At 42.6% G+C, this 12,731-nt stretch carries 12 protein-coding genes; 8 read left to right on the forward strand and 4 right to left on the reverse strand.

Annotated features, from left to right (window positions below):
- Positions 1 to 15: 15 nt before the first annotated feature.
- The 7 genes from ACEN82_RS00455 to secG all read left to right on the forward strand — a co-directional run bounded on the left by ACEN82_RS00455 (position 16) and on the right by secG (position 6,611).
- Positions 16 to 873, forward strand: coding sequence for a hypothetical protein (locus ACEN82_RS00455; protein WP_413322342.1), 858 nt, complete (start codon positions 16 to 18; stop codon positions 871 to 873).
- A gap of 146 nt (positions 874 to 1,019) precedes the next feature.
- On the forward strand, positions 1,020 to 2,513 hold the full coding sequence (locus ACEN82_RS00460) for a MiaB/RimO family radical SAM methylthiotransferase (protein ID WP_413322341.1): 1,494 nt from the start codon (positions 1,020 to 1,022) through the stop codon (positions 2,511 to 2,513).
- 52 nt (positions 2,514 to 2,565) lie between these two features.
- Positions 2,566 to 2,934, forward strand: coding sequence for a four helix bundle protein (locus ACEN82_RS00465; protein ID WP_223266126.1), 369 nt, complete (start codon positions 2,566 to 2,568; stop codon positions 2,932 to 2,934).
- 111 nt (positions 2,935 to 3,045) lie between these two features.
- Complete coding sequence (locus tag ACEN82_RS00470) at positions 3,046 to 4,302, forward strand: sigma-54 interaction domain-containing protein (RefSeq protein WP_413322340.1); 1,257 nt, start codon at positions 3,046 to 3,048, stop codon at positions 4,300 to 4,302.
- Positions 4,303 to 4,400: 98 nt separating this feature from the next.
- Positions 4,401 to 4,832, forward strand: a complete 432-nt coding sequence (locus tag ACEN82_RS00475; RefSeq protein WP_413322339.1) for an LptE family protein — start codon at positions 4,401 to 4,403, stop codon at positions 4,830 to 4,832.
- Between the two features lie 21 nt (positions 4,833 to 4,853).
- Positions 4,854 to 6,233, forward strand: coding sequence for a hypothetical protein (locus ACEN82_RS00480; RefSeq protein WP_413322338.1), 1,380 nt, complete (start codon positions 4,854 to 4,856; stop codon positions 6,231 to 6,233).
- 9 nt (positions 6,234 to 6,242) lie between these two features.
- Complete coding sequence (secG, locus tag ACEN82_RS00485; protein ID WP_413322337.1) at positions 6,243 to 6,611, forward strand: preprotein translocase subunit SecG; 369 nt, start codon at positions 6,243 to 6,245, stop codon at positions 6,609 to 6,611.
- Between the two features lie 602 nt (positions 6,612 to 7,213).
- On the opposite strand, the gene ACEN82_RS00490 is transcribed toward secG, so the two are convergent.
- From ACEN82_RS00490 to ACEN82_RS00500, 3 genes are all read right to left on the reverse strand, one after another.
- Entirely contained in the window at positions 7,214 to 7,552 is a 339-nt protein-coding gene (locus tag ACEN82_RS00490) for a hypothetical protein (protein WP_090534362.1), read from the reverse strand.
- An 89-nt stretch (positions 7,553 to 7,641) separates the two neighbouring features.
- Entirely contained in the window at positions 7,642 to 8,511 is an 870-nt protein-coding gene (locus ACEN82_RS00495; protein ID WP_413322336.1) for an aldose 1-epimerase family protein, read from the reverse strand.
- Positions 8,512 to 8,622: 111 nt separating this feature from the next.
- Positions 8,623 to 11,070 carry a bifunctional YncE family protein/alkaline phosphatase family protein gene (locus tag ACEN82_RS00500; RefSeq protein ID WP_413322335.1) on the reverse strand — a complete coding sequence of 816 codons (2,448 nt, stop codon included), beginning with the start codon at positions 11,068 to 11,070 and terminating at the stop codon, positions 8,623 to 8,625.
- A 149-nt stretch (positions 11,071 to 11,219) separates the two neighbouring features.
- Here ACEN82_RS00500 and ACEN82_RS00505 point away from each other — a divergent pair, with 149 nt between their 5' ends.
- Complete coding sequence (locus tag ACEN82_RS00505) at positions 11,220 to 11,669, forward strand: hypothetical protein (RefSeq protein WP_413322334.1); 450 nt, start codon at positions 11,220 to 11,222, stop codon at positions 11,667 to 11,669.
- 79 nt (positions 11,670 to 11,748) lie between these two features.
- Here ACEN82_RS00505 and ACEN82_RS00510 read toward each other — a convergent pair whose 3' ends face one another.
- Positions 11,749 to 12,639, reverse strand: a complete 891-nt coding sequence (locus ACEN82_RS00510) for a helix-turn-helix domain-containing protein (RefSeq protein WP_413322333.1) — start codon at positions 12,637 to 12,639, stop codon at positions 11,749 to 11,751.
- Between the last annotated feature and the right edge of the window lie 92 nt (positions 12,640 to 12,731).

A 12,731-nucleotide genomic window follows, 5' to 3' on the forward strand; every position in this document is an offset into this window, starting at 1 on the left:
ATCATAAGACTCCCGATGAAAACAAAAATGTACTTAGCCCTGACGGGCTCAATCGCCCTAACTTTATTAGCGGCATCGTGCAAAAAAAATCACGACAACAACCCAACCACACCTAAAGCTGTTACCGGCGTACAGCTTACCTCAAATGCAACATTTGGTAGCATCATAACGGATAATAACGGCCGTGCGTTGTACCTGTTCTCTGATGATGCGGCCAACGTTTCAACTTGTACCGGTGGATGCGCTGTAGCCTGGCCTGCCTTTTATAAAGAAAACCCATCTATAGGTACCGGCCTGGCAGCTGCCGACTTCGGCGTTATCACCAATGCCGACGGGAACAAACAAACTACCTATAAAGGCTGGCCTTTATATTATTATGCAAAAGACGTGGCTGTTACCGATGTTAATGGCGATGGTGTTGGCAAATCATGGTTTATAGCCAAGCCGGATTACACCGTTATGGTTTCCTACGCGCAACTGATAGGGCATGATGGTAACCAATATACAAGTAAAGGCATTGCCGGCACCGAAAACTCGCAATATATCACTGATGCCAATGGCCGTACTTTGTACCTGTTTACCAAGGATACGTTTAAGACAAATAAATTCAGCACAGGTGTAGCAGCACATGATGCTAACTGGCCAATCGATGCGGTAACGGCGGTTCAGAATGTTCCTTCTATTTTAAATAAAGCCGACTTTGATGTGATAACCGTATTCGGACAAACACAACTGGTGTACAAAGGTCATCCACTTTACTATTTTGGCCAGGACAATGGTGTTAAAGGCAGCACCAAGGGTGTTAGCTTCCCTACGCCCGGTGCAGCTATCTGGCAAATCAATAATACCACTACTGCAGCTTTAACGCAATAAATAACGGTTTATTTGAATAGGATAAACGGGTAATGCGAAAGTGTTACCCGTTTTTTATGAAATGAATGAGATTTTATTTAATACTGACAATATGTCATTTAGGTATTTAAATTTTGTTTATTTTTGCAAACTAATTTTTTATATAAATGATGGATTTGCTTATTCCGGATAAAACACATGATGAGAGCAGGCAGGGTGAGGCGTTAATGTTAAAAGCCGAAACAGCTAAAAATAATGGCCGCAAGCTTTATATTGAAAGCTACGGCTGCGCCATGAATTTTTCTGACAGTGAGATAGTTGCATCGATATTGGCCGAAAGCGGTTTTGAAACCACTGCCGACTATAGCATAGCCGATGTTATTTTCATCAACACCTGTTCTATCCGCGAAAATGCCGAACAACGCGTACGCAACCGTTTAAAAGAGTTTACCGTTGCTAAGGTGAAAAATCCGGGCCTGGTAGTAGGTGTATTGGGCTGTATGGCCGAACGCCTGAAATCAAAATTCCTGGAAGAAGAAAAATTAGTTGATGTTGTGGTTGGTCCGGATGCGTACCGCGATTTGCCGAACCTCATTGACCAGGTTGACGGCGGACAAAAAGCGGTTAATGTACTGCTCTCCCGTGAGGAAACTTATGCCGATATCAGTCCGGTGCGTTTAAACAGCAATGGTATCAATGCATTTGTATCCATTATGCGCGGGTGCGACAACATGTGCTCATTTTGCGTGGTACCTTTTACCCGTGGCCGCGAGCGCAGCCGCGACCCTTTATCGATAGTTGCCGAATGCCGCGACCTGTTTGACAGAGGCTATCGGGAAGTTACCTTGTTAGGCCAAAACGTAGATTCATATAAATGGACCTCTCCCCAATCCTCTCCAAAGGAGAGGGCTTTAGAAGGGCAAATTGAGGTAGGCGTTGAAAATGACAAAAGCCTCCCCTTGGGGGAGGTTGGAGGGGTAAACTTCGCCAACCTGCTGGAAATGGTAGCACAGATCGATCCTGATCTGCGGGTTAGGTTTTCAACCTCGCATCCAAAGGATATCACCGATGAGGTGCTGTATGCCATCAATAAATACGATAACATCTGTAATTATATCCACCTGCCGGTACAATCGGGCAACAGCCGCATTCTTGACCTGATGAACCGCACTTATGACCGTGAATGGTACATCAACAGGATCGACGCTATCCGTCGTATCATTCCTGATTGCGCTATATCAACCGATGTGATCACCGGTTTTTGCAGCGAAACAGATGAGGAGCACAAGGATACTGTAAGCATGATGGATTACGTAAAGTACGATTTTGCCTACATGTTTAAATACAGCGAAAGGCCGGGCACTTTAGCGGCAAAACGTTATGCCGATGATATCCCTGAAGAAGTAAAACAGAAAAGATTAACCGAAATTGTAGCCAAGCAACAGGAATATTCTTTTTACAGAATGCAGGCCCGCATTGGCCGGGTAGAACGTGTACTGGTAGAAGGTTTCTCCAAAAAATCAGACAAAGACTATTGCGGCCGCAGCGATCAAAACGCGATGGTGATTTTCCCGGTTGGTGAAAATTACAAGCCGGGGCAATACGTAAACGTATTGATTGAACGCAGCACTACGGCTACGTTGATAGGTAAGGTTGTATAGAGGCAGGAAATCAAGAGTCAGGAATCAAGAAAGAGAATAAAGCTAAGTAACGATGAGGCATAATTTTAAGAGCTTGAAGATTTGGCAAAAGTCGATGGATCTTACTGATTTAACTTATGATTATTGTAAAGCATTACCTATCGAGGAAAGATATAACCTGATTGACCAATTAAACAGATGTTCCTGTTCAGTTCCGTCTAACATAGCGGAAGGTTCAGGTAAGAGAACTAAGGCGCATTTTGCCGAGTTCTTAACAACGTCTCTTACTTCATCGTTTGAAGTGGAGACGCAATTATTAATATGTGAACGCAGGGGCTACGGCTCTAAAGATAAATTAAAGGAATGTTTAGACCTTGTTGTCGAAGTTCAAAAAATGATATTCTCTTTTAGGGAGTACATTTTGAACTCCGATGATGAATAAACGTGATTCTTACTAAAAGACAAGATGTATATAAGAAGCGGTATTTGATGAAGAGAAATTCTTCGCTCAAATCTTGCTTCCTGACTCTTGACTTCTTGAATCTTTTTTAAAATGGAAGTACAGGAAATAAAACAACGCTTCGGGATCATTGGCAATTCGCCATTGCTTAACCGGGCTATAACTATAGCAAACCAGGTTGCACCTACTGATATCTCGGTATTGATTACCGGCGAGAGTGGTAGTGGTAAGGAGGTTTTTTCGCACATCATACACCAGATGAGCCCGCGCAAGCATGGGCCTTTTATTGCCGTTAACTGCGGCGCCATACCTGAAGGTACTATCGATTCGGAACTTTTTGGTCACGAAAAGGGAGCCTATACGGGCGCCGTTGGTGAGCGTAAAGGTTATTTTGAAACCGTAAACGGTGGTACCATATTTTTAGATGAGATTGCTGAAATGCCCCTGGGTACCCAGGCCCGTTTGCTGCGGGTGCTCGAATCGGGACAATATATCAAAGTAGGGTCGTCGAAAGTGGAAAAAACTAACGTACGCGTTATCGCGGCTACCAATGTTGATGTGTATGACGCGGTGAAGAACGGCAAATTCCGTGAGGACCTTTACTATCGTTTAAACACGGTACCGCTGAAGATTCCGCCATTGCGCGACAGGAAAGAAGACGTGTTTCTGCTGTTCCGCAAGTTTACGGCTGATTTTACCGACAAATACCGTACGCCGCCCATTCAGCTTGATGAAGAAGCGCAGCAGGTATTAACCAACTATTCGTGGCCGGGTAATGTAAGGCAGTTGAAAAACATGGCCGAACAATTGGCTGTACTTGAGCGCGACAGGATCATCACTGCCCAAACCCTGCTTACCTATATCCCGCACGAGGCCGGCGCACGTAACCTGCCCATGCGTTTGGACAATCAGCCTAAAGAAGATTTTTCTGAACGTGACATCCTCTATAAAGTATTGTTTGATATGAAGCGGGATATGGTAGAGTTGAAAAAACTGGTGGCCGATATTATTGAGCATGGCGGTGTTTCGCCGCATTACGCCAATAATCCGCAAACCTTAAATCAACTTTACCGCGATATTGAGCTGCATGGTAATAACGAACCACAATTTACTTTACAACAACCCGTTAATACCGTTACAAACACCAGCAGTAATAGCAGCACTATCGACGGTTTTAATATAACACATGATGCCGAAGAAGTAGAGGAATCATTATCGCTGATTGAAAAAGAATCAGACCTGATCCGTAAGGCGTTGAAAAAACATAAGGGTAAACGCAAACTTGCCGCTAATGAACTGGGGATCTCTGAACGTACGTTATACAGGAAAATAAAAGAACTAAACTTATAAAATTGATGAAAAAACTTTTGGGGATTATTTCAGTGTGTGTGCTGTTACTTATATGCCAATCATGTTACACACTCAAAAATCAATCAATCCCGCCCAGTTTGAAGACCATCAATGTGCAGTTTTTTGAAAACAACGCCCCGCTGGTGGTAAATAACCTAAGCCAAACTTTCACCGAAGCGTTAAAAGACAGGATCCGTACACAAACCAGCCTAAGCTTAGTCCGCGGCGAGGCCGATGCAACCATGTCGGGCGCTATTACCGGTTATTCTATCGCTCCGGCATCTATTCAGGCTACCGCAAATAATGTGGCCCCAATTGCTGATGCTAACAGGCTTACTATCACTGTAAGGGTTAAGTTTTCATTTGATGCGGCGAAAACACCCGCCGATAAAAAGCTCAGTTTTGAACAAAGTTTTACTAAGTTTGCTGACTACCGGGGGGACATTTCTTCGCAGGAACAGAACCTGATACGGCAAATTAATAAGCAATTAATTGATGATATTTTTAACGCGGCCTTTTCTAATTGGTAGGCAATTTGTATTTTCAACCACGTGGATCAATATTTGAATAGCAGGCAATACGAAATATTAGATGAACTGTTGGCTAACCCGGCCGAAACAGGTTCTTTTTATGGTTATAACCTGCAGCAACTGGTTGATGCCTACCCGCAAAGCGGTATTTTGCGTGCTTTGCTTGCCCATGCCGGTACCAATAAGGATATACAGCGCGCGGCCGTTTATTACAAACCCGTTTTACTGCATAAATTAATTCAGGAGCCCGAAGGCCTTTCTCCGGTAAATTCATCACAGGTAATTAACCTGCTTGATGTTGTTCCGGTAAATAATACACCGGCCTCCGAAAACTATTTTAATATCGGTCCCGCTGTTGATGACCTGGCTGATACACTGCCACCGTTCTCCGAAGATTTAACCGCAGACACAGATCAGGATAAAAGTAGTTTCAATTTTATCAATATCGATGATCATGAGCCTGAAATTGCAGATGCAGAACCGGTAATGGAGGTTGCTGATCCGGGAGCAGTTACAACTGAGCCCAACGGGGAATCAGTTTCATCAACCCACGATATAGATGATGAGGTTTACGATGAAATTGTTGGGATCGAGAATATAAGTATAGGCCAGGCTAATGTGAATGACCCCGTTGCTGCTAATGTTAATGCGGAAGCAGCGATAAACGATAAAACAGAGGTGGCCGATGAGGCGCCGGTTGCCCTTGACGAAGCTAAAGAAGTAAGGGACGATGTAACTGAAAAATGGATAATCGGTAATATTGCGTCAACAGATTATTTTTTGTTTGATAACTCGGTTGTTGACACAAGGAATGATGATAAAGCCATCTCGCAGGAGTCGGCTCCGCAGCCGGCAGAAATTGAAGCTACTGAACAGCAGGAGGTTTTATCAAAGTACAACGACGAGAAAATGCCTTATACCTTTATGTGGTGGTTAGATAAAACCCGTAAGGAATATGCATCAACTTATCAGCCTTATAATATTGAAACGGTTGAACAGCCCAAAAAACCTGTAGCGCCTGATAGCCAAACAGCCGATGCACTGCAGCATCAGTATTATGAAAATATCTTCCATTCGCAATCTCTGGAGGAGCTGGAGAAAACCCCTCAGCCCGATGTGCCGGAGATAAAAAGAAAGGAAGACATCATCATTGAGAAATTTATTAAAGAGGAGCCCCAGATCAGGCCGCCATCAATTGATAAGCTCGATAATGAGAACAAAGCAAAGAAGAGCTCGGAAGACAGAAATGACCTGGTAAGTGAAACATTAGCCCAAATTTACATCGACCAGATGTTATATCACAAAGCTATTGCAACTTACAAAAAATTGATGTTGAAATTCCCGGAAAAAAGCCGTTACTTTGCAAGCCAAATTGAGGAGTTAGAGAAGAAAACTAATTAATATAAAGAAATGTATATCGTTTTAATCATTGTTACCGTAATTGTATGCGCTCTGTTAGGGCTTATCGTACTTATCCAAAACCCTAAAGGCGGTGGTTTGGCATCAAATTTTTCAAGTTCATCACAATTAATGGGCGTACAAAAAACCGGCGACTTTTTAGAAAAAGGTACCTGGGCGTTAGCTATCACCCTTATGATGTTATCATTGGCTATTAACGTTGCTGTAAAAGGCGGCTCATCAAACAATGCAGACAATCCTGCGCTGCGTGAGCAAATTGAAAAAGCTTCAAAACCAAGCAACGCGCTTCCTTCATCAACTCCGGCATTAACGCCCTCTGCTACACCGGCAGCTCCTAAAGCCGACAGCAGCAAAAAATAATAAAGTATTTAATTAAGATATAGAAGGCCTCTGGATATATTCAGGGGCTTTTTCTTTTCCAGGAATTTCTGTCCCATCCGGGTCGTTCAGAGATTTAAGTTAATCCATAAAATTGTTTGTCGTTAATCAGCAGGGCGTATTGTTTTGCCCCTCTGGGGCAAAGCATATTTCTATTTTTCATGCTACAAACCTTTTGCACCTCTGGTGCACCTGTCCATAAGCAATTAATATATGTTTATTAAATCGTAAAAGTCTAAAATGTTTGTAGAAATAGCATCCTACTTTATCTGAACCCCAGAGGGTTTCAACTCAGCTGATTATTCAATTGGTAATAGCCAAATGAGCATTAGTTTTTCGTCCCATCAGGGTCTCTCATAGAGGACCCTGATGCTGATAATTATATTATCTTATCGTAAATTTTAGTCTAAATGTTACATCTTAATAAGACTGCCGGCAAGGCAATCTGCCGGGTACCTCAGGGTCCTCTCCGAGAGACCCTGAGGAGACATAGGGTAACTTAAATCTCTGAAAGGCCCTGAACAGACATAAAGAAAACGCCCCCGATTTTCGTCGGAGGCGTTTTTTATACAAGACGATTCAAATTATAATATCAGGATCAATACCAAAATGATGATGATAATTGCACCAACAGAAAGGTAAATACCACCGCCGCCAAGAGCATTAGCTTCTTTTTTCATTGATTTTAATTCGGTACGCAATTCCTTACGTTCAGCTTTGGTAAGCTCCGATTTATCCATCGCTTTGATCTCATTTACACGGGCCTTGATCTCCTCAACACGGGCTTGTTTTTGCTCGGTTGTCATGGTTGCTATTTCTTCTTTGCTTAGCGGGGTAAGCGCGTGGCTATCAGCAGCAAAGGTGTTCAACGCTGTAAATGACAGCAGCATGGTGAGGGCTAATAAATAAACTTTAGTTTTCATAGTTTTAATAGTTAAGTGATTCTTTCTATGAAAGAGAAAAAGTGCGAAAAATGTTTTACCGAAGTATAAAATTATTGTAACCCAAATGTTTATAAGCAAACAAAATAGGCCGATTCAAAAACATGCCCCACGCTTAATTTTTGGATAGCTTCTTTATCCTTAATGTCAACGTGTTTGCCTTCGGTATCGGCACAGCCAAGCCATGGTTCTATGCAAACAAAATCAGCCCCCGGTTTGGCCCATAAACCAAGATAATTAAAATGAGGAAATTCAAGCGCTAAGGTTTGATCATGTTTATCGCTTTTAATAGTTACCATGCGCGATTTTAGATCTTTAAAAACAAGCGCGTCATCCTTAAACAGGTCGCGGGTTAAGTAAAGTTTTTTGTTGGGAGTTGGCACAGGATGGGTTATGCCGTTAAAAAAGCCATCTTTTGATAAAAGGTGGGTGTTAAAATGTTCTTCAGTTTCAAACTCCAGGTAATAGTCCTCGTAGTTTTCGCCTTTGTTAAAGGGGACATTAAATGCCGGGTGCCCGCCAACAGAAAAATATATGGATTTTTTATCGAGGTTGATCACTTTATAGGTAATCCTGAGCGCGTTATCAATAAGATGATACAGAATCTGGAAATCAAATTTAAAAGGATAAACCTTTAACGTGTTTTCGCAGTTTGGTAACGAATAGCTTGCCGATGTCTCATCCGACTCTAATAAGAAAAATTCCGACTGCCTTGCAAAACCATGGCGCGACATGGAATACTTTTCACCATCAACCAAAAGTTCATTGTTAATGAGGCCGCCTACTGCCGGGAAAAGATTGGGGGCATGCCATGGCCATATTTTTTCATCAGCCTGCCACATATGTTCAATACCTGTAGCTTTATTGATAAATGAACTCAGTTGAGCGCCTTTGGTGTCGATAGCTACTTTAATGTGGTCGTTTTCTAAATGAGTGATCATAGGTGTATAATTAATGTAAAAGCCCGGCTTTATAAATCATAAACCGGGCCTTAAACCAATGTATTAAGAATTCGTTAATTGGACAACTTCCGGTTCAACGAAGTTAACAAATCAATCATCATCCTGTTCTTTTTTAGGTTCTAAAATTACAAAAGCGCTCCTTTTTGGTGCAGGCATAACCGATGCTTCGCCTTTTACGTACTTCCAAACCACTTCATTCAGGTCGATATCGGGTGCGGCGTCTTCCCTGGCAAAATTAAACAGTTCCGAACGTTTGCTGCTCTCGTTTACTGCTATGTTGCGCTGTTCCAAATCAACTTGTGCCGGCTTGGCTGTATAGGGTGTAAGGTCGGGCTTGCTGGTGAAACAATCAAATAGCGGCATAGCGGCTGCATCATACTGGCTCATTGGAGGCAAGCCTAAAATAAGCTCGATGGTACGTAAAACACCCGAGGTTGAGTACATGCCGTGGATCACAGCGTTGCGTTTTACATACGGACCGGCTACAAACACCGGTGAACGGTGGGCATCAATATGGTCGGGGCCGTTTTGGGCGTCATCTTCCAAAATAAAAACTACCGACTCTTTCCAGATCGAACTGTGGGATAAATGTTCGATGAACTGGCCTATGGCAAGATCATTATCGGCCACGGCGGCGATGGGCGATATGGCGCCTTTGCGCTGCCCGCTGGTATGGTCGTTTGAAATGCGCACGGTGTTAAAATGCGGCACCGCGTTTATAGTGAGTAACGAATCAAAGTCATGGGCCCAGATCTCGGTCCTTTTAACATCTTTCACATTCAGGTCAAAGCCAGGCGACTTGATACAAAAATGCCCTTCAAGCGATTTTAAGTTTGCTTTACCGGGATTACCATCGCTCACAAACTCGCCGTAAGTACGATAGCTTACACCAGCGCGTTTGCAATAATCCCATATAAAGCCATCGCGCGGATAGGCGGCTTTGCGGGTACCTTCAAAATCATAATTTCCACCGCGGCTTCCGTAACTGGTTGGCCATGTTTTTTCTACAAAATCGGTAGCATAGGCAGCCATGCTCCAGTTGTGGCCGTCGGCACTTACTTCCGCATCAACGTAAAAATTATCAAGCAGTACAAATTCATTGGCAATAGCGTGGTGGTTAGGCGTTACTTTATTGTCGAAGATGCACAACGAAGTATCGCCGTTCCCTTGCGGCATATCGCCTAAAACCTGGTCGTAAGTGCGGTTTTCTTTAATAATATAGAACACATATTTAATAGGCGACTTTTCGCCCAGGCGCCGCGGAATGGGATTGCCTTCTTCTCCTTTGGCTGTTTTTTCAACTTTAGCAGTAAACGGTGTATTGGCGTAAACTTGTTTGGTGTAAGTTTTCAGTTCGGCATCAGACGGGCTGTTGATAAATGACAGCGTACCTTTAAACAGGCCACCTATGTATTGCTCCCGGCTGTTGATGGCCCCTTGCTTGTAACCGCTGTTGTCTGTTTTTTTAACCGGCTGCGGCCCTTTAGGATTAGCCATTGATGAAAACCCTTTGCCGTTTGATACCAGGATTTTATTGCCCAATACTTTTACGTTGGTTGGGTACCAGCCTACCGGGATAAAGCCCTTGCTTTTGCTGCTGCCCGGCATAGTAACATCAAATACAGCAAGGCAATTATTATCCGCGTTGGCTATATAAAGCATTTTTCCGTTTGGCGATAAGGCCAGGCCATTGCTGGTTGAACCGGTGAGGCGGGTAGGATAAAGCGCGGTAGAAATAGTTTCTATTATCTTATGAGTTGAAGTATTTATTACGGATACCGCATTATCGTTCGCATCGGCCACATACAGGAATTTCCCTTTCTTATCTAAAAGCAGTTCGTTAGGATGGCTGCTGGTTTTAATGGTGCTGAGCGTTTGCGTAGCTATGTTGTAAAAACCAAGCATATCACCACCCCATAAAGAGATATACAGCGTTTGTTCATCGGGCGATAAAATACAGCTGTAAGCTTCAGCAGGGAGTTTTACCTGTTTAAGGATGTCTTTTTTATCAGGATCTATGATGTAAAGAGTGCTGTCTTCCTTCGTAACCGAATACAGGCGGCTGTTGCTTTTGTTAGTTACCATGCCGGTAGGGCAAACCTTATTTTTAGGCCAGGCATTCGGTGCTAATTTGATGGTATCCGGGGTGCCTAATTTGCTACCGGCGATGTTGAATACCAGGATCCAGTTGTCATTACCGCCCGATGCGTACAGCTTTTTTTCATCACGGCTGAAAGCGAGCCCGTACCATGATTTTTTAACCACTTCCTCGTCAAGCAGTTTTTCGTTTTTAGGGTCGATAAGCTGTACCGACTGGGTGCTTTGGCCGTTGTTGGTAACAGCTAATAATTTACCCGATACGGAAAGCTGCATGTTTAACGGCAGATCACCAAGCGGTAAAGACCTGCCTGCGGGACTAAGCTTCCAGCCGTTGGGCAATAGTACCTGTCCTGTTTGTTCAATTTTTCCCGGAGTTTGAGCGAAGGATTGTAAAGCCGCACATAAAAGAACAATGCCGGCGATGAGTTTTAGTTTCATAAGAAAACGATTGTAGCCAAAATTACAAAATCGTTTTATTCCGAAACACCTGTTAACAGAAACTTAATATAACTTTATATCTACAGATTCCCTACAGAATTTAAAATTGCTATTTTAGTAAACTTGAATTTGAACAAATAGTCCCTGCTATGTTTAATTTATTCAGAAAGAAGCAAATACCACTCATAACACATCAATATAAAAACTTGATTATTGCCCTTCCTGCGCATTGGCAGTATGAATCTGAAGGAGAGGATCAGGAAGCTTGCTTTGATCCGAAATCGAAAAGCAGCCTTCGTTTTAATATTATTGAGACAATTCCTCCGGAAGGAATTAGTGAAGACAAAAATTTAAAACTTTTGATTGCCGGTTTGCCTTATGCAACCACCGTGCATGGAACAATTTTGGCAGGACCTGCTTATAAAGAGTCGGAAGATAATGGTGCAATGATTACGCTTATCACCTGGCGATTGATAAAGCCTGAAAAAACGATGGCGGTTACTACCTATACGGTTTTGTCTGCTGAAAAAGATTCAGCATCAGAAAAGAAAACCCTAAACCTGATCAGAACTTCGCTGCTAAATGCGCAATTAACATAGTTTAGCAATAAACTAAAAAACAAATCTTTCGTGACGCATGATTTAGCCTCTGGTCAGCATACATTAGCGTATCGAGCCGTTAGTTAAGCAACTGTTTTTTAAACTGGTTAGGGCTGATACCTGTTTCTTTTTTAAACAGCCGTGAAAAATATGGAAGGTTCTCAAAGCCAAGTTCGTATGCTATTTCGGAAACGTTTTGGTAATCACTTTTAAGACGGTTTTTTGCCTCGTTTATAAGGTAAATATGGATCAGTTCAATAGCAGTTTTTCCTGTTTCCTGCTTAAGCATATCACTTAGGTAACGAGGTGATAAATTAAGTTGTGAGGCCAACGCGTTAACAGAGGGCAGTCCCTGGTTTAGCAATAAGCCGTTGGTAAAATAAGCTGCTAATACTTCATTAAACTTTGATACTGTTTTACCCGAAAGTTCTGTACGGTTAATAAACTGGCGTTTGTAAAACCGTTGCGAGTATTTCAGGATAGAATCGATATGCGTAAGTATAATGTCGCGGCTATACTCATCGGTGTTATTGTGATATTCGGCTTCTATCTTATAATAAAGGTCCCACATGATCTGCTCTTCCGATGGCGAAAGGTGCAGCGCTTCGTTGGCTTCATAATCAAAAAAAGCATATTTGCTGATTTCGTTATGCAGAAAGTGGCCGTTCAGAAAATCTTCGTGAATGAACATGATAAACGCATCCTCATCATACTCCACACTGTTAAACTGGATCACCTGCCGTGGTTTGATGAACATCATGCTACCGTTATCATGATCATATTTGGTACGGCCATACATGATCTGGCCTGCTTTAAGTTTTTTAAACCCGATCATATAAAAATCAGATGTAAACTCTCTTTCGCCAAACCCACAGGTGTGGGTACACCTGTACAAGCTGAAGAGCGGGTTCTCCGGCATCGGGAAACCGTTGGAGCGGTGCATATCGGCCAAACTTTTAAAATGCTGCATGATGAATAAAGTTAAACAAATCTACGCCGAATTGCGGCGTAGATTATACCAAATAATACCATTTATATAGAAGCTGAAAGCAGAACGCTTAA

Source organism: Mucilaginibacter sp. Mucisp73 (assembly GCF_059491465.1).